This window comes from Chitinophaga agrisoli (assembly GCF_008386695.1).
In the GTDB taxonomy this organism is placed as follows: Bacteria; Bacteroidota; Bacteroidia; order Chitinophagales; family Chitinophagaceae; genus Chitinophaga; species Chitinophaga agrisoli.
This window is the reverse complement of sequence record NZ_VUOC01000002.1, coordinates 849916-870523: the sequence shown is the minus strand read 5'-3', so window position 1 is coordinate 870523 and position 20608 is coordinate 849916. Positions and strand designations below refer to the sequence as shown.

The window sequence follows — 20608 nt, the reverse complement described above, 5'->3', positions numbered from 1 at the left end:
ATATTCTTCCCCTTTGTTCAAAAAATGCAACATAATTTCAATTTTATATCTACATTTGACCCCGTACAAATAACATAATCATTCACAACAATGTCCTGCACATAACAACAACCGGCCTATTCGCCGGTCCGGAAATGCCATGCCTGTAAAGGCCTTTTACACTATCATATAACACCTGCAAAGTGAATTCGATCTCTCTTGCGGGAAGGGCTTTTATTGCCCTCTTCCCACTGATATTTACACAAAACCTTCGCGCACAGAACCGTCGTGATACAACAAACGACAAGCCGAGGGACACCACCGCGCTACACGAAATAGTCGTAAAAGGCCACCGCCAATCCTCCGCACTGACCACCGCCACCACGAACACGCTCTCCGGTGCAACATTGTTGCAAACCCGCGGCGCCACCCTCGGCGAAACCCTCAAAAGTATCCCCGGTCTTAATAGCATACAAACTGGCCCTTCCATTTCCAAACCCGTCATCCACGGCCTCCACAGCAACCGCGTACTCATCCTGAACAACGGCGTTCGCCAGGAGGGCCAGCAATGGGGCAGCGAGCACGCCCCGGAAATAGACCCATTCACCGCACAACAGATCACCATTATAAAAGGCGCAGCCTCCATCCGCTACGGCGCAGACGCATTGGCTGGCGTAGTATTACTGGAACCGCCAGCCTTACCAACTGATAAGCCATTAGGTGGAGAACTAAACCTGGTAGCCGCCAGCAACGGCCGTATGGGCGCTACCTCCGGCATGCTGGAAGGCGCGCCGGGCGGCGCGCTCGAAGGCCTTAAATGGCGCGCCCAGGGCACCTTAAAACGGGCCGGTAATTTCAAGACCGCCAACTACTACCTGGATAACACCGCGTTATTCGAAGGTGATTTTTCCGGCACGGCTGCCTACGAACGCAAACGTTATGGCATAACCGTATACTACAGTCAATTTAATAATAAGTTAGGCATCTTCTCCGGCTCACACGTCGGCAATGAAACGGACCTTTACACGGCCTTTGCCAGGGCTAAGCCTATTACACCGGATGTTTTCAGCTACGGTATCAACAGAAGTTACCAGCAGGTATACCATGATCTGCTGAAGTTAAGCGCCTGGTACCGTTTTAAAAATACAAGCAGCCTGGAGTTCATATTCGGCCGGCAGAAAGACCTGCGCAAGGAATACGATGTAGACCTGCCCTATAACCCGGATCCAGCGCTGGCACAGTTACCGCAGCTTAGTTTCCAGATAAAAACGCACACCGCAGACCTGATCTACCATCAACCCGGCAACAAAAAAATCGACGGCATGATAGGCTTCAGCGGCAGCACACAGGGCAATGTATTCCGCGGTATCCGCTACCTGGTGCCCAACTTCCGCAATTACAGCGGCGGCCTGTTCGCTATAGAAAAATACCATCTGAATAAGTTAACCTTAGAGGCCGGCCTGCGCTATGATTACCGCTGGTTACGGGTATACCGCCGGGATGATATCAGCCTGCAGGTATACGACAATACGCACACCTACAATAACATCACCGGTACCGCCGGCGCCAGCTGGCAGATCAGCGAAGCGCTGTCCCTCAATGCCAATATAGGCACTGCCTGGCGGGCCCCCAGTGTGAATGAGCTATATATAAAAGGTATCCACCTGAGCGCAGCCTCTTATGAATTAGGCGATTCCTCTTTTCACTCAGAGCGCTCCGTGAACAGCACACTCAGCCTGCAATATCACACGCAAAAATTACACGCCCAGTTAGATCTCTACGACAACGAGATCAACGGCTTCATTTACGCCAAACCCGCCCTGCGTACCATACAATTGGTCCAGGGTACCTTTCCGCTGTTCATCTACACCCAGGAGAACGTACGCATACGCGGCCTGGATGCAGAGATCAGCTACGCGCTGCCCGCCCACCTCACCTGGACAGGCAAAGCCTCCCTGGTACGGGCATTCAACAAAACCATCCATGATTACCTGGTATTTATGCCCGCAGACCGGTATGACAATACCCTCAAGTATACGCAGCCCAGGCTAAAGAATGCTTACATAAGCCTGCAATACCTCCTCGTAGCCCGTCAAAACCGGGTGCCGCCTAACAGCGACTACGTACCGCCGCCGCCGGGCTATCACCTGTTTAATACCGGCATTGGCTGCGCGCTGCCGCTGGGCAAACGCTTACTGGATCTAAACTTTTCCATAGACAACCTGGCCAACAAAGCCTACCGCGATTACCTGAACCGGTTCCGCTATTACGCGGACGACCTGGGCAGAAATTTTATCCTCCGTACCAAAATGAGCTTTTAAACATATTCATTAATCAAACCAATAAACACGTAAAACATGAAGAAGATAGCCAGTTTTGCAACGCTTTTGGCCGTGCTGATCGTGATGCTGCATGCTTGCTCCAAAGATGAAAAAGCCGTGGCGCCACCCGTTCCGGGCAATGAGTTCCTGACCACCGTACAACTGAAGGTAACCAATGCCGCTAACCCGGCAGACGTACAGACCGCCTCCTGGAAAGACCTTACGCCAGACGATCCGGATGGCGTAGATATCAGCAAAGCGGTGCTGAACCTGAAGCCTAACAGCACTTACAAAGTAGAAGTACTGTTCCTGGATGAAACCCAGTCGCCCGCCGGCGATGTGACCGAAGAGATCAAAGAAAGACAGAACTACCACCTGATCTGCTTCAGTAACTCCGCAGGCCTGAACCTGACCGTGCAACGCACAGACAAGGACACCAACACCCCCGCGCTGGAAGTAGGCCTGGAAGACCAGTTCACCACCGGCCCCGCCAGTACTGGTACGCTCAACCTGCAACTACGTCACCAGCCCAACCTGAAGAACGGCTCCTGCGAGCCGGGTTCTACAGACGCAGATGTGGATTTTACCGTGAATATTAAATAGAAAGCACCCACCCATATAAATCATACCAGATGAAAATAGTTATTACCAGCCTGCTAGCGGCTGTATTACTGACCAGTGTACTAAGTGTACAAGCACAGAATAAAAAGGATGCCAGGAGCTTTATCGGCATTACCGGTGGCTTATCATTACCCGGCGGAGATTACAGCAAAGGAGATTATAACAACGACCAATCCGGTTTTGCCAAAACAGGCTTTAATATTGGTGTTACCGGCGCATATTATTTTAAACACAGCCATTTTGGAATAGGCGGCATACTGTCCTATACCCATTACGGTTTTAAAAACGCCCAGGGCCTGGCAGACGGTTACAAAGAGGCTTTTGATGTAGACAGCTCCACCGTGTATATCAAAGGCAACAACCAAACCATTAATATATTGGTAGGCCCTTATTATACGGTGCCGCTGGGTAAGCTGTCCCTGGACTTCCGCCTCCTGGGCGGGCTGGTGAATGCCACCCTCCCCGGCAACGAGGTATACCTGGAAGACGGCCTCGATAACCGCCTCAAACAGGATAAATCCACCGCATCCGCCTTTGGATGGCAGGGCGGCGCCGCGATCCGTTATACCATCGTGCCGCATATCGGCGTCTTTGCCGGCGTGGATTATTTCTATTCAAAACCAAATTTTTCCATCGATAACGAAAACCGCCCGGTAAATGCCGGCCGCAAAATAGACGGCTATCATACAGCCATCAGCGGGGTACAGACCAACCTGGGCCTGGTGTATGAATTTGGAAAATAGGGTGATTGTCCTGTACATATAGAACAGCCTGGATCTGCAGTTGGCTCACCGCCGGTAGGGGCGGTACGGCAGGCTGCAGGCCGGGCTGTTTAAATCCGCACCCCTTTTGTTAAACGCAACAATGTTGTATCTTTGTACCGGTTAAATTACAGGTGATGGATGCAACTAACGTACTGAAAGAGCGGGGACTTAGCGTAACCAGCAGCAGGCTGCAGGTATATGAAGCGTTACATGGAGAGGCGTTAGCCTTCTCTCATGCTGACCTGGAACAGAAATTCAAACGAAAGAAGATGGACAGGATCACCCTGTACCGTGTGCTCAACGATTTTGAAGAAGCCGGGCTGGTGCATAAAGTAATAGACCCCGGGGGCGTAGCCCATTTTGCCCTTTGTAAAGATGGATGCCTCCACGGCCACCATCACGATCACCACGCGCACTTTAACTGCCAGCGCTGTCATAAAATGTTTTGCCTGGATACGGACAGCCAGCTCTCCTTTAAACTGCCTAGAGGATTTAAGATCGCCGGATTAAATACTGTTATTTATGGGACCTGTAAGACCTGTTCCGCCTAACTAGCCAACTGGCCTGCTTGCCATTTATTCATTAGCATATCAGCACATTTGCACATTAGCACATCAAAACGCCTCCCCATGCGTAGACCTGATGATCTGCCTGGCCACCGCCGGCATATACCGCATCAGTCCCACTAATATATTCGCCCTGCTTTCTTTCCCCAGGAAACTTTGCAGCATCCTTCCCATAAACAACCGGTTCGTAAAATGCCGCCGCCAGTTACGCTGGTAATTCAGTTCCATATCCTGCCGGGTAATATGCTGCTGTAACAAACCGTCAATCTGCTCAAAAGCCAGTTTAGCCCCATGCAGCGCCATACTCATGCCATTACCGCAAAGCGGCGTGATCATACCGGCTGCGTCGCCTACCATCAGCATATGATCCTCTACGGTGGCCTTGCGCGCAAAGCTGATCTGCGAAATAGCCAGCGGCTGCTCATAAATAAACTCCGCCTGGCTAAAGATCTTTTTCAAATGCGGGTTACGCTGCAGCACCGCGCGTTCCATAGCCGGTATGCTGTTGTTATGCCGTTGCAGGTTAGCCGCGGTAGTAAGATAACAAAGACAGCATTTATCGTCCTCAATACGGGAGATCCCGCAGTAACCATCTTCAAAATTATGCAGGGCGATCAGCGCTTCCGGGTGATCGTAGCGGATATGATATTTGATGCCGATATAATTATTCAGCTTATTAGGCGCTTGCTGTACAAACGGGCGTTTCCATTTCACATCCAGGTTGCTGCGTTTACCAAACGCGCCTGCGGCTACAAAGGCGGCAATACGTTTACCGCCCGCGCTGATGATAAAACGGTTCTGCTGGAACTGTACATCCTGTACCTTGGTTTGGGTAAACACATGAACGCCTTTCTGCAGGGCTATTTCATACAGGGCATTATCTATCCGGTAACGGCTTACGCCAAAACCGCCCAGCGGCAGGGTAGTGGTATAGGCCTGTCCGCGGGCATCAGAAAGGAACAGCGCTTTAATGGCCGGCAGCTGCCAGCTTTGGAGGGGCAGGCCCAGGCGCTCCAGGAAACCCCGGCTCTCCAGGCTGATATATTCCCCGCATACTTTATGAAAAGGGTATTGCTCCCGTTCAAACAGCACGGTGCTGTAACCCGCGTCTGCGCACTGGATAGCCAGGCTAAGACCGGCCAGTCCGCCGCCAACAATGGCCATATCATAACGGCCCTCAAACATGCTGTTGCCAGGTAACAAGGTGACGGAATGCCCATTGCCATTTTACCTGCGCCTTACGGAGACCTGCCTGTTGGAGTAAGGATTGCCATTCCTGCCGCGTAAAGCCACGGGCCACACTCAGGGGCGCGTCGTTTTTTACCAGGTAAGAGCGGGAGAACAATTGCGTAAGGATCCGGATCGAATGATACGCCAGCCAATGCCGGTGTAGATCATTGATGAAGAAACCCATGCTGCAGTGCTGCTGCATCCATTGCAGCTGGTCTACCAGCGTCTCATTGGTAAAATGATGACAGAACAGGCTGGAGAAAAGGATGTCTGGTTTTTCCGTGAAGCGCACGTCGCGGTAATCGCTCACGATCCAGCGCGTATGGCCGGTTAAGACGCTGCGTTGGGTAGCATAGTCTATACAGCTATCCTTAATATCAATGCCGGTAAATGTAACGGCTATATGTTTACGGCGGCACCATTGCAGCAGGGCCTGCAGGTTATCGCCGCCACCGCAGCCTATTTCACAGATATGTACCTGCCGGCGGCCGTTCAGCAGCTGCTGCAGCCCTTTAATCGTAATGCGGTGACCGCCCAGCCAGCGGTTGATCACGTCCAGCTCATGCATATTACGCCGGATATCCGGAAAGGGGATATCGTCTGCATCCAGCAGCTCGGCCTGGTACGAACGCTGTATCAGGTTCATCTGTATATCATTTTGTGGAAGCGATAAATGTTTCCATGGTCAACCCGGGACCAAATGCCACTCCAAAGATACGTGCTGGCAGCGAAGCGCCCCGCTGGAGATGCTCCATGATCTCCTTTAGGACAAATAATATAGTGGGGGACGACATATTGCCATATTGCTGTAACACCGTACGCGCAAAACACAGCGCATCCGGCTCCAGTTGCAGTTTTTGCTGGATGGTATCCAGGATCTTACGGCCGCCGGGGTGTATACACCAGTAACCAATATCTTCCTGGCGGATATTACATTGCTGCAGTGCCTCCTGTACCAGCCCGCTAATGTCTTCCTGTATCAGCTGGGGCACATACCCGCTCAGCGTCATTAAAAAACCTTTGCTGCTAATACCCCAGGCCATTTCCTGTTTACCCCGGAAAGTGATGGAAGAACAGAAGCTTTCCAGGCTAAGCGCCACCTTATCCGTATCATGCTCATTGCCCAGTAAAACCGCCGCGCAGCCATCTGCAAACAGCAGGGCGGCAGCGGCATTATCCATGGTATAATGCTCCTGGAAATGTAGCGTACACAGTTCCGTAGATACGATCAGCACTTTTGCCTTAGCGTCTGTATCGCAGATCATTTTGCCCAGCTTAAGCGCATGTACTGCGGCATAACAGCCCATAAAATTAACGGAGGTACGGAAAATACCCGGCGAGAGCTCCAGCGCCTCAATGATCTCCAGGTCAAGACCGGGGGCGCTCATACCGGTGCAGCTAACGGTAATAAGATGGGTAACATCCTTGGCCGCTAACACGCCGGCCAGGCATTTTTCAATGGCCTGCAGGGATAGGGGCAAAGCCTCCTGTTTATAGATAGCCAAACGGGCGTCGATGGATAACATATTGCCGTCTCCATTCGCGGCAGGCGCCGCAAAGGTGGATTGTTCCGGCGGCAGGCTAAAATCCGGCAGTACAGAGTAGCGTACATCAATGCCACTCTGCCGGTAAAGAAAAGCCAGTTTACGCTTATCGGTCTCATCCAGGTGATGAGCCTCCTGCATAAAATGGAGGATATCCTGCTGCTTGTGACGGTAAGCAGGCACTGCGGTTGCTATGGAAATAATATCAGCCAACTTGATCGAGTATTAATAATACAATGAAGGCCAGATTAGTGCAGGTGCCGGCAATGACATTCATTTGCATAGTACGTTTAAAATCTGCCCTGGAAGCATCTTTCCATACCTGGATAAGCCATCGCAGGAAAAAGATGATCACGGGAATGAAAAAAAGCTGCAGTATCATGAAACGGCTTACCTGCCGCTGCTGTTGAAAATAAACAAACAGCAGGCCAAAGGCTACCGCATACATCGCTGCGCAGAATAAAAAGGTGCCCCGTTTGCCCAGCAGCATACTAATAGTAGTTACCTTATCCTTAGCGTCCGCCTCATGCTGATATACCTGCGTAATAGGGTAGAAGCCGCCTATCAGGAAAGCAGCTGCAATGGCCGGTAGCCAGGGTATGGGTTGGGCGGCGCTGTTAACGGCGGCCCCATAATAGACCATACAGAACACCAGCGCGCCCTGGTTAACGATCACCGTCAGGTAACCGATCACCGGAAAGCGTTTTAAACGGATATAACGGTTGCTGTAAGCGCGGGAGCAGATAATATAACACAGCATGGCTGCGGCAAACGATGGTGTTATGAGGAATGATAGTAGAAAAGCCGCTACATCCATCCACACCGTTACATAGAACAGCTGGCGCGTAGGCTGCATGGGATTGGCAACACCGCCAATACTGCCTTCATCCCGGTCCATATAGCTGTTATAACCATTACTGGAAGGGTACAGCAGCACATGCAGCAGCACAAAGATGAGGATAGCCCGTGGCCAGTTAATATCCTGTACAAAGCTGAGCGCAAACCAGTACACCGGCATCAGGAAGTAGGAGAAAGGAAAACGTAACAGCTGTATTGTAGAGGGTTGTAGCATACAGGCAGTTTATTTGGTTACGGGTACGGATATCTCCACTTTAAAATCATCACCCAGTAACCAGCTGGAGCTGCCTATTTTATAATCTTTCCGGCTTATTTCAATATTGGCGGTAAAAGTGCCGCCATTACCATTGCTTTTAAATTGGAAAGGCATGCTGATCTGTTTCTTTACCCCATGTATCTCCAGCGTGCCATTGGCCGTATAGCCATTACCGCTGGCCTTAATGGAGCTGGAGCTGAATTTAATAAGCGGGAATTTCTCAACGTCCAGGTACTTCTCGCTTTTTACATGTTTATTCTTAAGGTTATTGCCGGTATTGATAGTAGCCGTACTTACGGTAACGTTAAAATGGGAGCCGCCAGGATCCTTTTCATCAAATACAATCGCTCCTTTTAAACCGCTTAAGGTACCGGAAGCGCCCTTGCCATCGAATTTAATGGAATAACCTTCTGCTATTTTCCAGGTGGTGGCGGCCCCGGGCAGCGGTTTAGCCACAGTAGTGGTATTTGAAGTACCTGTTGTATTGCTGCTACCTGCGCCATTTCCAGTACCAGCAATAACTATATTGCCTGCTGTACCTGTAGTAGAGGCGCCGCCTTCGTTGAGTAGAGGATGTCCCGGGCTGCTGATAGCAGGGTGTAAACTGCTTAGGGCCAGCAGTAAGCCGGCCAGTGTGACAATTGATCTTTTCATTGTTTTGTACGTATTGAGCGATTGTACGACTGACAATCTAATATAACAAAAAACCTGTACTACTTGTTTTTGCGTTTCTTCGCCGCTTTTTCTGCGTCCATTTCTTCCTGCGTTTGCGGCCGCATCAGGTTCTTCTTGCTTTGATCCTGTGGCTGCTCCAGCGGGAATTTGCCCAGCTTGAGGGCGTCGTGAAACACTTTTTCTATATGTACCCATTTTCCTCCTTTCCATTTAAAACCTTCGTAATCAAGGTCGGGTACATATGTATACGGTTTTCCCGGCTCATTGGTTGCCGATATCAGGTGATCATATACGATCATATCCATTTCGGGGTTGTAACTGAGGCTGATAGTGGCTTCTTTTTTATATTCGAGGATAAATCTTTTTCGTGTAGGCTTTGGTACGGTGTCCTCCGCAAAGCTGAAGTAGGAGCCGCCAAACGTAGGTTTACCGGCTTTGAATGTGAGCACATCCAGCAGCTTTTTGGTGCTGCGCACATTATTGGCGTCATAGCCAAATAACGTATAGTATTCCGTGTTAAAAAAGTGCTGCTGTACGATCTTATAGTATAAACAGCCATACCAGCCCTTATTATCCACTACTGTGTCCGGATTAGCGGTGTAATCAGAATTATCGAACAGGGGGAACAGCTTAAGCTGGCCGCTTTTGGTATTCATCTGTATAGCGCCGTAATGCCGGTAAAAAGTGGTCTCATTCTCCACCGCCCAGGTAAATATGCGGAAACTGCTATCCTGTGGATATTGTATGCTGATGCTTTTCAGGGAATCAAACCGGAAACGGAAAGAATAAGGCGCTTTAAGCGCGCGTACCAGCTGCGGGATCAGCTGATCGCTGGCCTGCTGACGCACATCCTCTGTTTTGCCGTTTAATATCTTGTCTGCCAGTTGTTTAAGGCTATCCTGCTGTTTAATGAGCAGGGCGCTGTCCGCGCTGTTTAAGCGTTGCGCCTGCGCGCTCACGGCGCCGGCCAGTATCCATAACAGCAGGTAAAGTAGTTTTTTCATGGCCTACTTATTACGGTTTTTTTAATGTATTTATTGTATCGCCTGTGAAAATAGCCATAAATCATTAAAACGCGCGTCCATTAAGGGATGTGGGAAAGCTAGCTGCGGTTTGGTGGATGGGATGAACACGGTGGTCATACCCAGCTGTTTGCCAAACTCCATGTCGCTTAGGGTGTTACCTACCATTACAGACCGGGTAAAATCAATATCCGGGAAATCGTGTTTGGCAGCCATGGCCATACCGGATTGCGGCTTACGGCAGGGACTGCTATTATCTACATCCGGACAAAAATAGATCTTATCGATGCGCCCGCCATGTTGCGCTACCTGGTCCAGCATCTTTTGGTGGATGGTTTCCAGTTCGTTTACTGTCAACAGGCCCCTGCCAATACAACGCTGGTTGGTGACCATCACAATACGGCCAAAATGCTGTGCCAGCAAAGGCAGGGCTTCCAGTACGCCGTTTGAGAAGCGGAACATATCCCAGCTAAGTACATAAGAGTCCGGTATCTCGTCGTTTATTACGCCATCCCTGTCCAGGAATAAGGTCCAGTTTTTATACATGTGGTGATTGTCTGATGATGGCTGCGCCGTTTGTCAGCTAACAGGCCTTGACAGCAGCTATTGCCTTTGGCTTAAGGTCGCGCCGTCCCTTCGGTGAGATCATATTGCGCCCGTTCATAGTCCTCCGGTATGCCAATATCAATAAAATAGGTATCGCTTATAAAGCCGTATAAACTACCATGCTGTACCTGTTTTTCCAGCACCTCCTTCTCAAAGGAGAATTGCGCCGGTAATTGCAGGCTATTTAAAAAAGCAGCCGTGGTCAAATAAATGCCCCCGTTGATCAATCCTTCCTCACAATACTGCTTTTCATTAAAAGCCGTCACTGATCCATCAGTAGCCGTTTGTATGGTGCCATACCGCTCAAACTGCCGCATGGGCTTCAGGGCGAGGGTAAGCTGGCTTTGCCGTTGCTGATGGAAAAGATATTGCTCCTGTAAAGGAACTTCAAAGAAGGTATCGCCATTGGTGATAAAAAAGCCGTTGTCCTTCAGTTGCGGCAACGCATGCATAATAGCCCCGCCGGTGCCCAGCGGTTCCGGCTCCACAGCAAAAGATACCGCTAAGGGCAGCTCCGTGCTTTGGCACCAGTCTATCACCTGCTCAGATCTGTACCCCAGCGATAATACGGCATGTGTAATGCCCTGCCGGTGCAGGTATTGCAATAGATAATACAGGAAAGGTTTATCGCCAATAGGCGCCATACACTTGGGCTTATCCGCTACCACGCTGCGCAGGCGCGTGCCCAGCCCGCCGGCCAGTACAATACATTCACGGATCATGGGAACAGGTTGTTTTCTACGATCTCGCAAATGATATGGCCCACGGTGATATGTGATTCCTGGATACGGGGCGTGTCCGTGGAAGGTATATTAATCAGATAGTTGCTGTCGTCCTTCATTTTACCGCCCGTCTGGCCGGTCATGCTGATGATGATCATGCCTTTGTCCTTCGCTACTTTATAAGCCTCCAATATATTCTGCGAATTGCCGGAAGTAGAGATGCCTACCAGCACATCCCCCGGCTGACCAATACCGCGCAAAATACGGGCATATACCTGCTCATACCCATAGTCATTACCCACGGCAGTCATATAGGAGGTATTGCAATGCAGCGCCTCCGCATATAGCGGCGTACGGTCTTTATAGAACCTGCCGGAGAACTCCGCAGCCAGGTGTTGCGCATCTGCCGCGCTGCCGCCGTTACCACAGAACAGGATCTTCTTATTATCCTGCAGGCTTTTGGTAATAGCTTCCGCCACCTGTTGTATAGTACCAAGCAGCGCCGCATCGCCAATAATAGCCTGCTTTACTTTAATACTTTCCTGTATGGTATTCGATATCTTTTCTATCAGGCTCATGCCAATAATTTTAATCATTTAATAGCGCGCATTCTTCCATCATTAGCACATCAGCACATTGGCTACATACACCAGGTCTGTATACCCTGCTGTATAAAACTATACCGCTTCACATCGCCTCCAAAGGCTTTCAGCGCTTCTACCACCGCAAAACGGCTATTCTGCGGACAATAGAATGTCATAAAACCGCCGCCGCCTGCACCGGAGATCTTGCCGCCGCTGGCGCCTGCCGCTTTTGCCGCGGTATAGATCTCATCCAGCAGGGGATTGGTGATATTATGCGCCATCTGTTTCTTATACGTAAAGCCATAATCCAGTATCTCACCTATCTGGTTAATGTTACCACGCAGCAGCGCCTCCTTCATCATCACGGCCTGCTCCTTCAGCTGGTGCATGGCTTCTATAGAGGTCTCTTTTTTCTCGGTCACATTCTTTTGCTGCTCAGATATAATCGAAGATGAGAGCCGGCTGGTGGCAGTATAAAATAGCACCAGGTTATTCTCCAGCTCATGCAGGTAAGTTTCTTTGATACGCAGGGGATTCACGATCACCTTATCGCCATAGAACTCCATAAAGTTTACGCCGCCAAAAGTGGCTGCATACTGATCCTGTTTGCCGCCTGCCTGTTGCAGGTCCTCGCGTTCTATACAATAGGCCAGATGGGCCATATCATACTCGCCCAGGGGTAGCTTCAGCCATTCCGCAAAAGCGCCCAGCGCCGCCACCACCAGCGTAGAGGAAGTGCCCAAACCGGAGCCGGCAGGCGCGTCCACATGTGTGGTAAGCTTAAAGCCGGAGGGCAGCGGGCCATAATCCTGCACGATCCTGTTCACAATACCTTTTAACAGGTCCAGGTTGCCATCCAGGGGCAACGGGTATACCGCGTCGCAAATGGCGCTCTCTTTCCTGTCTGCGGATTCAAAGATGGCCTGGGGCGTTGCCAATGGCTCTATGGCCGCCCTGGCATACAGTGAAATGGTGGCATTGAGGATGGCCCCGCCATACAGATCGGAATACGGGCTCACATCTGTGCCGCCACCGGCCAGGCCTATACGTAATGGTGCTTTACTTCTGTAAATCATCTTCTTTTTTACTTTTTACTCAACGCGTATATCTCAGCCGCCATCCTTTCCCACGAATATTGTTTCTTCTCCTCGCGCAGTGCGGCGGTCATATCTGCCTCACGATCCTGCACATAATACTTTTCCACGGCTGCCGCAATAGCGGGCGGCTCCGGCTCGCACTGGAAACCTACCTTGCCATCCGGCACCATCTCTACCAGCCCGCCTACATTGGTCACCACCATGGGTTTCTCAAAATGGTAGGCGATCTGTGAAATGCCGCTCTGGGTGGCGCTTTTATAAGGCTGTACTACCAGGTCTGCCGCGCAGAAATAATACTTCACCGCCTCATTGGGAATAAAGTCTGTATGCATCAGCACCCTATCGCCCAGCTGTAGCTGTTGTAACAACTGCTGGTAGGGGGCGGCGTCTTCATAGAACTCGCCGGCTACTATTAAATGGATATCCAGTTTGCGCATGGGCTCCTCTGCCATGGCCTGTAACAGCAGGTCCAGGCCTTTATACTGGCGTATAAAGCCAAAGAACAGGATATAGCGTTTATTATTGTCCAGTTGTAAATGTGCCCTGGCGGCTGCTTTAGATACGATCGCCCCATAATTATCATAGATAGGGTGGGGGATGAGCGAAGCTGGTTTAGCAGGCTCAAATTGCCGGAGATCATTCAACACAGACTGGCTCATGGCAATAAAAGCATCTACCGGTTTCAGGAAATAACGGGTAAAAGGCACATCGCCGGGCCTCTTCTCATGCGGTACCACATTATCCAGCACAGATACCACTTTGGTATGCCCGCGTTTTTTGCCCAGGCGTAACAGGGTACCCAGACAGGGCCCCATAAACGGCAGCCAGTATTTTACGATAATGAGATCTGGCGCCCAGCGGCGGATCTGGCGGCCTACTTTCCACCAGTTCAGCGGGTTTACGGAATTGATAAGGCGGCGGATGCGCAGGTTGGCCGGCGCCGGATCAGTAGAATACTGGCTTTTGCCGGGAAACACAATGTTGGGATACTGCACCGTGAACGTCCAGATCTCCACGTCATCCGTTTGCTGCATCTCTTCGGCCAGCCTTTCATTATAAGCTGCCAGGCCTCCACGGAAAGGGTAGGCCGTACCTAGTATTAATATCTTCTTTTTGCTCAAGTTGCTGACTGATTTCCGCTTACTGATTTTGCATATAACTGTTGTCCGTCAATCTTTTCCTCTATAAGGTAGGTATTCCGTTCCGGCGCATTGCGGGCTACCAGCTCGCCAATAAAACCGGTAAGGAAAAGCTGCGAACCTATTACCATGAACAGCAGGGCCAGGTAAAATATAGGCCGGTCCGTCATATTGTATTTATCAAAAACGATCTTGGCGTAGGCCAGGTAAAAGGCAATGATAAAACCAAGACCAAAGAACAGGGTGCCCAGCGCGCCAAAAAGGTGCATAGGCCTTTTCCCAAACTTGCCAATGAACATAATGGAGGCAAGGTCCAGGAACCCGTTAATAAACCTTTCCAGGCCAAATTTGGTAACGCCGTATTTACGGGCGCGGTGCTCCACCGGTTTCTCGCCAATTTTACGGAAGCCCGCCCATTTGGCGATCACGGGTATATAACGGTGCATTTCGCCATATACTTCAATGGATTTCACTACTTTTTTGCGGTATGATTTCAGCCCGCAGTTCATATCATGCAGGTGTACCCCGCTCATACGGGTAGTGGTCCAGTTGTAGAGCTTACTGGGTAGGTTTTTGGTGATCGCGTTATCGTAGCGTTTCTTTTTCCAGCCGCTTACCAGGTCAAAACCATCTTCCACGATCATGCGGTAAAGCTCCGGCACCTCGTCCGGGCTATCCTGCAGGTCCGCATCCATGGTAATGACCACATTCCCCTGGGCGGCGCGGAAACCCTCGTTAAGGGCGGCAGATTTGCCATAGTTACGCCGGAACCGGATTCCCTTCACCTGTTTATAGGCGGTTGCCAGTCTTTGGATCACTTCCCATGAATCATCAGTACTGCCATCGTCAACCATCCATACTTCGTAACTGAACTGGTTTTCCTGCATCACCCGGTCTATCCAGGTCATGAGCTCAGGCAGCGATTCTTCTTCGTTTTTTAAGGGAACGATAACGGATATGTCTATACTCATTGTCCAATTTTATTTTTGAGGCGCCTGGTAGTGCGGGTTCCTCCTGGCGGCGGCGGCTCCTATTACGGAAGCTATTGCGCCAAAGAACAGGTTAAAGAAAATTGAGAACCCTAACACGAACACCAGGAACATCCTTTTGGTGATATCGATTGCCTGTTCAATAGCGGCATCCGACTGTCCCTGCTTCTCCATATCCAGGCGGGCCTGTTCCAGGGCTTTTTCCTTAATGTCGGGGAAGATCATAATAAAGATCACTGCGAACAAGGCCGTCACCAGCGCCACAATGGCCGTTGTTTTGAACCCGGTCGCAAAAACATTGCCAAATGTAACATTCCCGTTGTTCGCTTTGGCATATACTATACAGGAAACCACCACCCCAATGAACATGATCACCACGCCTATCCACTGTGTCCATTTTTCCTGGTTCATATTAAGTACATAGAAAACAACCGATAACAGTATCAAAATTGCGCTGATTATCAGCCCATATTGAATATGGCTTTTGTTACTCATGGTAGCAAGGATTTATAAGGATGAAGAAAACAGTACCTGGTTATTGTTGATGACCGCTTTCACTTTACCTGTCAACGTTGTGCCAATATACGCTGAATTTTTAGACCGGGATGCAATATCTGCGGTCGTAAACTGCCAGTTGGCATCTGGGTCAAACACGGTGAGATTGGCTACAGCGCCTTCTTTTATTTCCTGGGCCGGCAGGTTAAAGATCGTACGGGGTTGTACGCTGAGCATGTTGATCAGCTGCTCAAGCGGCAATTGGGGAATATGTCTACGGAGCGCCCCAAAACAGCTTTCCAGCCCTATCATCCCATTTTTGGCGTATTCAAATTCCAGCACTTTGGCGTCCCAGTCCTGGGGCAGGTGATGGGTGGCAAAACAGTCCACCGTACCGTTTAACACAGCTTCTTTCAGCGCTGCTACATCTTCCGTGGTACGGAGGGGCGGGTTCACTTTCAGATCAGTATTGTATTGTACCAGGTCCCCGTCTGTAAAGGAGAGATGGTAGGGCGTAACAGAGCAGGTCACTTTAAGGCCGCTGGCTTTAGCTTTGGCGATCAGGCCAATGGCTTTGGCCGTGCTTACGCCGGTAAAGTGGATACGGGAGTCTGTATACTGCGCCAGCTCTATATCCCGCTGTATGATCAGCTCCTCTGCCAGGGCAGGTTTGCCGGGCATACCCAGCTGGGTGGAAAAAATGCCTTCATGCATCAGGCCATGCGCAGAAATGCTCTGATCGTCAGGCAATTGTATAATGGTGCCGTCAAATGCTTTTACATATTGTAAGGCCTTGAGCAGTAATCCGGGGGATTGTAAGGGTTTAATACCGTCAGAGAAGGCAACGGCGCCGGCTTCGTTCATTTCATACATCTCTGCCAGGGAAGCGCCTTCCAGGTTTTTGGTCACCGCGCCAATGGGCAGCACCTGTACCGCGTGCTGGCGGGTTTGGCTTAGCACATAGGCTACCTGGGGTTTGGTATGGATGGCCGGCTGGGTATTGGGCACGATCATTACTGTGGTAAAGCCGCCTTTGGCCGCTGCGGCCGCGCCGGTCTGCAGGTCTTCCTTATGCTCCTGCCCGGGATCGCAGAAATGGGCAAAAACATCCATCCAGCCAAGGGATACATGCAGGTTATCGCCGGTGATCACCTGCGCATCGCTGCCGGCAGTGATAGCCGGGGCTATCTGGCGGATGATGCCGTTTTCAATAAGAATGTCTTGCTGCTGCCCATGGAAGGGGGCGGATGGCGCTACAACCTTTACGTTTTTAAGTAATATGTGCATGCTTTACAAATAAAACCGGTCTCTAAGTAATTGCTTATCGTTAAAAAAGTACGGGGCAAAAGTAATATAAAAACTGATGTGCTAAAAAGCGGAAAGGGAGGAATAGGGGGGATTAGCCCTTCCGGTTAACAGATTGGGTACAAACAGGCTGGGAATTAGGGGGCCTTGGGTCGCGCTCGGTACTAAATGAGGCGGCTACGGCGAAGAGGGGCAGACGCCGGGAAACTTGGCTTGAAGCTCAATTAGCGGAGCCAATTGCGTAAGGAAGCTTTGACCAGGTGTTATAAAACCCTGGCTTGTGGGTACAGTGGCTTATCCTGATCTGCAATGCAGTTTTCTTGTCCAAAGATGTAGGTTTCAGACAGCTTTTGCCCCCAGCCGGTGCGCTACAGTAGGCGCCCTATAATCGGGAGATCAGCGGTATCTGTTCCCCTGGATCACCGTTTCTTGCATCGGGCATCGAATTCCTGTGTCATTCTTTTGCTCATCAGGCATCTATACCCCCTAGATCACCCTTTCCTTCATCGCCGCCGTAGGCACCGGACAGGCGTGGGTAGTCATTAGCTTATGCCGGCGGCGGGCTATCCAGTCATATACCGGGTTACTGATAGCGCTGGGGATAATCGTCAACAACCAGCCCAGGAAACTGTATGGCTGACGGCAGCCCTCCAGTATACGGCCTATGGCCGCTGTCTTAGTATACACTTTTCCATCCTGCAGCAGGTAAATGGTACCTGGGCCGGGGCCACCCGCCTGGGGCAGGGAATAGGCCATGGCCAGCGGGCGGAATTGCCTGCTTTGCTGATCGCAGAGCTGAAAATGCACCAAATCTAAATGGATGATCCGGCGGATAAAGGCATTGCAAAAGGCGCAACTACCATCGTAGAGGATTATGTTGTTCCGCATAATAGTTGTGTTTAGGTGTAGCGGATACTCCGCAGTTGGCACTGTCAAAAGCATCACGACGGTTTGTCCCCTTATTTTACATTTTTGTTGATTATCATAAGTTAACTCCTGACTGGCTGCTGGTTATGACCTATCGTGATCTGCCAGCGGGTTTTTCGTTTGATCCAGCTACCTACCTTATCGCGAAAAGCTTGCCATTCTTCATCGTTAAAGAAAAATCCATACGTCATGATAAAAATGATCTCAAACCCATAGATCATCATAAACACATAGATCCCAATGTGCAACGCTATACCACAGATCATCACCGGTAAACGCGTTTTTTTAAACCATACCAGCACCGGAAAATAACATTCCACCAGCAGGGTAAAATAAGTGGACACAGTGACAAAGAAACCGTTACGCGCCAGCCAGTCATTCCAGGGCGTGCCCTTAAACCGCGCAATGCTGAAGGTATAGTACGTGGCCACACCATTGAACCAAACATCCGCATGGATCTTATGCCATGCAGACCAGAAATAAATAAGACAAAAATGAATGGTGACCGCCCGTACGCAAAGATTACTACCCAGGTTCGACAGGCGGCGCAGGGTATCATTTGTCCACTGGGTGGCCTTTATGCTGAAATATTGATAGCTGTCCGCAAAGATCATGTATAGCATAATAAATTTCAGCAGGTTATCGCCGCCATTCAGTACCAGGTTGCAAAGGCGTTGCAGTGTCTCGTAACAGAGGAAGAGCAGCAGCGCGGTGAAATGTTTCCCAATACCAAACAAATGCAGAACGATCACCAGCAGGTATACCGTAATAAAAATATGGTAATGCTCCCGCAGCAGCTGGCTGTTAATACCCAGCAACTCCGTAAGAAAAGTGGGCACGGGCGCCACAAAGGAATTAGGCCCATACAGGATATCAAAATAAGACCATTGGAACAGCAGGGTCTTGATCAGGTGCAGACAGATAAACACGCGGAAAACCGCCAGGTAAAAACTGTATCGGTTCTTGTCCTCCATGTTTTTGAGATAGGTGAAAATTGCCATGGCTGAATAGTTTTACCGGTTAAGCGTTACATAATCACTGACAAAAAAAGCCTCTTCACGGCGGGGCGCCGTACTGAACCTGTCTGCAAATTTGGACAGCAGCAGGTGGGAGAGGATAAGGCGTACCTCGTGACGGGCAGGATCAATACGGTTCTTTTGCGCCACTATGCCGGCATAATTCTGCAGCGTGCGGAAGTTAACGCCTGCCTGGATGCCTTCCCGCAGCGAATGATCGCCGGTGGTATCCGCTGCCTGCCTGGCCTGTTGCCGGTGTTTAAATTGCAGGTCCTGCCGCATCTCGTTCAGATCATCAGATATACCGGTCATGCTGCCGGAGAGCAGGTAATCTACAATATCCTCGTGCCAGTTAAAAGGGGCTTTCTGTTGTTTCATGTCGCAGATGGGCGCCAGTACTTCAAAGGTCTGCGTCTGACGGGTTTGTTTGTCGCGGAATTCGTAATACAGGCGTTCGTCATAATTAGGCGGCGGCGCAAAAAAGCCCCAGCGCTGGAACAGGAGGGCCTGGAACCACTGGTTCTGTTTATAGTACTGCAGGCTGATATAATTATCCGGCATGGTGAACAGGAAGGTGATCACCCAATAACCCAGGAAGCTGAGGTAGATAATGGGGCGAAGGAGTTTCATTTTTTTGGGGTGCTTGAAGGATGAATGAATGCGGTCACAAACAATCACACACCAGCTATTCGCAACATACATGAAAGGGCAGGAACAGGAAGGCTGTGACTTCCTGTTGCCTGCACCTGTTTCAAACATCCCGGTGTGTGATGAAAAGAATTAATCCAGGCTGCTCATTTTGCGCTGCAGCTTCTGTGCAGGGCTTAAAACGCCTTGCCCTGGCTGAATGGGAATGATAGTGGAAGTAGCTACCTCCAGGTCTGTTTGGGTAATGTACCTGGTAACCGTGATGAGACGGGTATAAGGTACAACATACACCGTAGGCACAATGTAAGTGGTGGGCAAACCGGCAGCGGCTGACTGCGGGCCATCTGCCAGCTGTAAGCTGGCGCTCTGGCTGCTGCCTAATAATGCAGGGTTCCCGTTTCGGGTAAAGCTTGACAGGGTGACGATGGTTACCACCAGGCAGGCTGCAATAGCTGTTTTTGCATTGAAAATGCGCTTCATGACATTTGTTTTTGAGGTTATAGAAAAGATTTGCTGATACAAACGTGCAGATAAGCAGATTGGGTGAACATGCCTTATCTGGAAAGGTGCTATTGCTGTGTGAACTGATCCTCGTTGTAAGTGTATTCTATTTTGGGGTGTAACAAGAAGAACAGGACAGCATGATCTGCTGTAGATCTGATGTAAAGTTGAAAATTAAATTTAATCCTGTCAATAGCGTGGTTGTTTAATTTATTCCTAATTTTATATCATATTGATTTGTTTGTTGTGACTTGTATATTTGACTTGATCTGGTTATTATTTTGATTTGTTTGTTTCATTGTTGACCTCAAAACTGATTACACCCCATGATTGCTGAAACTATCAGAAAGCTCCGGCTGGAGCGAAGTTTAACCCAGGAGTATGTTGCCCTGGAACTAGGTATTTCACAAAACGCCTACTGCAAAATAGAAAACGGACAGGTGCAGTTAACCATAGACAGGCTGCAGAAGATCGCCGCCGTACTGGATACCAGTTTAACCGCACTGTTCAATTACCCCAACACGCCGGGCCCTGCAGCCAGCCCGGAACTAAAAGACGCTATTTTACTCCTCCAGGACGAACTGCAGGCCAAACAAAAATTGGTAGAGGAGCTGTTGGGTATTATCAAGGCAATGCAGGCTTAATGTGCGGATGTGCGAATGTGCAAATATTCTAATGTTCTAATGCCTTCGCAATGAAGCCCGGCCCTTATGCGTGGGCCATCATCTGCACATCCGCACATC

23 protein-coding genes are annotated in these 20608 nt (G+C 50.0%); 5 read left to right on the top strand and 18 right to left on the bottom strand.

Annotated elements, in window-relative coordinates:
* The first annotated feature begins 182 nt into the window (after window positions 1-182).
* From F0L74_RS10930 to F0L74_RS10915, 4 genes are all read left to right on the top strand, one after another.
* Complete coding sequence (locus F0L74_RS10930; protein WP_149837901.1) at window positions 183-2300, top strand: TonB-dependent receptor; 2118 nt, start codon at window positions 183-185, stop codon at window positions 2298-2300.
* A 36-nt stretch (window positions 2301-2336) separates the two neighbouring features.
* Window positions 2337-2903 (top strand): hypothetical protein, encoded by a 567-nt coding sequence (locus F0L74_RS10925; protein ID WP_149837900.1) that lies wholly within the window; start codon window positions 2337-2339, stop codon window positions 2901-2903.
* 29 nt (window positions 2904-2932) lie between these two features.
* Entirely contained in the window at window positions 2933-3664 is a 732-nt protein-coding gene (locus tag F0L74_RS10920; protein ID WP_149837899.1) for a putative outer membrane beta-barrel protein, read from the top strand.
* Window positions 3665-3819: 155 nt separating this feature from the next.
* Window positions 3820-4236 (top strand): Fur family transcriptional regulator, encoded by a 417-nt coding sequence (locus F0L74_RS10915; RefSeq protein WP_149837898.1) that lies wholly within the window; start codon window positions 3820-3822, stop codon window positions 4234-4236.
* Between the two features lie 63 nt (window positions 4237-4299).
* Here the strand turns inward: F0L74_RS10915 and F0L74_RS10910 are convergent, their stop codons facing one another.
* From F0L74_RS10910 to F0L74_RS10830, 18 genes are all read right to left on the bottom strand, one after another.
* Window positions 4300-5436, bottom strand: coding sequence for an NAD(P)/FAD-dependent oxidoreductase (locus F0L74_RS10910; RefSeq protein WP_149837897.1), 1137 nt, complete (start codon window positions 5434-5436; stop codon window positions 4300-4302).
* Entirely contained in the window at window positions 5429-6127 is a 699-nt protein-coding gene (locus tag F0L74_RS10905; RefSeq protein ID WP_149837896.1) for a methyltransferase domain-containing protein, read from the bottom strand. Before F0L74_RS10905 ends, F0L74_RS10910 begins: the two co-directional genes overlap by 8 nt.
* 7 nt (window positions 6128-6134) lie before the next feature.
* Window positions 6135-7238 carry a type III polyketide synthase gene (locus tag F0L74_RS10900; protein WP_149837895.1) on the bottom strand — a complete coding sequence of 368 codons (1104 nt, stop codon included), beginning with the start codon at window positions 7236-7238 and terminating at the stop codon, window positions 6135-6137.
* Window positions 7231-8097: a UbiA family prenyltransferase gene (locus F0L74_RS10895; RefSeq protein ID WP_246197677.1), complete on the bottom strand. Its 867-nt coding sequence runs from the start codon at window positions 8095-8097 to the stop codon at window positions 7231-7233. The genes F0L74_RS10900 and F0L74_RS10895 overlap by 8 nt, the downstream gene beginning before the upstream one ends.
* Window positions 8098-8106: 9 nt before the next feature.
* Complete coding sequence (locus F0L74_RS10890) at window positions 8107-8793, bottom strand: YceI family protein (protein ID WP_188315957.1); 687 nt, start codon at window positions 8791-8793, stop codon at window positions 8107-8109.
* Window positions 8794-8852: 59 nt separating this feature from the next.
* Window positions 8853-9818, bottom strand: coding sequence for a hypothetical protein (locus tag F0L74_RS33245; RefSeq protein WP_188315956.1), 966 nt, complete (start codon window positions 9816-9818; stop codon window positions 8853-8855).
* Between the two features lie 30 nt (window positions 9819-9848).
* Window positions 9849-10382, bottom strand: coding sequence for a D-glycero-alpha-D-manno-heptose-1,7-bisphosphate 7-phosphatase (locus F0L74_RS10885; protein ID WP_149837893.1), 534 nt, complete (start codon window positions 10380-10382; stop codon window positions 9849-9851).
* 71 nt (window positions 10383-10453) lie between these two features.
* Window positions 10454-11164: a nucleotidyltransferase family protein gene (locus F0L74_RS10880; RefSeq protein ID WP_149837892.1), complete on the bottom strand. Its 711-nt coding sequence runs from the start codon at window positions 11162-11164 to the stop codon at window positions 10454-10456.
* The gene (locus F0L74_RS10875) at window positions 11161-11742 is read right to left on the bottom strand and encodes a D-sedoheptulose-7-phosphate isomerase (protein ID WP_149837891.1); all 582 of its coding nucleotides are present in this window, start codon (window positions 11740-11742) and stop codon (window positions 11161-11163) included. Before F0L74_RS10875 ends, F0L74_RS10880 begins: the two co-directional genes overlap by 4 nt.
* Before the next feature lie 62 nt (window positions 11743-11804).
* Window positions 11805-12824 carry a GHMP family kinase ATP-binding protein gene (locus F0L74_RS10870; RefSeq protein WP_149837890.1) on the bottom strand — a complete coding sequence of 340 codons (1020 nt, stop codon included), beginning with the start codon at window positions 12822-12824 and terminating at the stop codon, window positions 11805-11807.
* Window positions 12825-12832: 8 nt separating this feature from the next.
* Window positions 12833-13966 carry a glycosyltransferase gene (locus F0L74_RS10865; protein WP_149837889.1) on the bottom strand — a complete coding sequence of 378 codons (1134 nt, stop codon included), beginning with the start codon at window positions 13964-13966 and terminating at the stop codon, window positions 12833-12835.
* The gene (locus tag F0L74_RS10860; protein ID WP_246197676.1) at window positions 13963-14955 is read right to left on the bottom strand and encodes a glycosyltransferase family 2 protein; all 993 of its coding nucleotides are present in this window, start codon (window positions 14953-14955) and stop codon (window positions 13963-13965) included. Before F0L74_RS10860 ends, F0L74_RS10865 begins: the two co-directional genes overlap by 4 nt.
* A 9-nt stretch (window positions 14956-14964) precedes the next feature.
* Window positions 14965-15468: a DUF4199 domain-containing protein gene (locus tag F0L74_RS10855; protein ID WP_149837888.1), complete on the bottom strand. Its 504-nt coding sequence runs from the start codon at window positions 15466-15468 to the stop codon at window positions 14965-14967.
* 12 nt (window positions 15469-15480) lie between these two features.
* Window positions 15481-16755, bottom strand: coding sequence for a dihydroorotase (locus tag F0L74_RS10850; RefSeq protein ID WP_149837887.1), 1275 nt, complete (start codon window positions 16753-16755; stop codon window positions 15481-15483).
* 504 nt (window positions 16756-17259) lie between these two features.
* A complete protein-coding gene (locus F0L74_RS10845) occupies window positions 17260-17661 on the bottom strand; it encodes a thiol-disulfide oxidoreductase DCC family protein (protein ID WP_188315954.1) in 402 nt (133 codons plus the stop codon).
* Window positions 17662-17762: 101 nt separating this feature from the next.
* The gene (locus F0L74_RS10840) at window positions 17763-18701 is read right to left on the bottom strand and encodes an HTTM domain-containing protein (RefSeq protein ID WP_149837885.1); all 939 of its coding nucleotides are present in this window, start codon (window positions 18699-18701) and stop codon (window positions 17763-17765) included.
* Between the two features lie 12 nt (window positions 18702-18713).
* A complete protein-coding gene (locus tag F0L74_RS10835) occupies window positions 18714-19346 on the bottom strand; it encodes a hypothetical protein (protein ID WP_149837884.1) in 633 nt (210 codons plus the stop codon).
* Between the two features lie 150 nt (window positions 19347-19496).
* Window positions 19497-19844: a hypothetical protein gene (locus F0L74_RS10830; RefSeq protein ID WP_149837883.1), complete on the bottom strand. Its 348-nt coding sequence runs from the start codon at window positions 19842-19844 to the stop codon at window positions 19497-19499.
* A gap of 347 nt (window positions 19845-20191) precedes the next feature.
* Between F0L74_RS10830 and F0L74_RS10825 the strand changes: the two genes are divergently transcribed.
* Window positions 20192-20509 (top strand): helix-turn-helix domain-containing protein, encoded by a 318-nt coding sequence (locus tag F0L74_RS10825; RefSeq protein ID WP_149837882.1) that lies wholly within the window; start codon window positions 20192-20194, stop codon window positions 20507-20509.
* The last annotated feature ends 99 nt before the right edge of the window (window positions 20510-20608 follow it).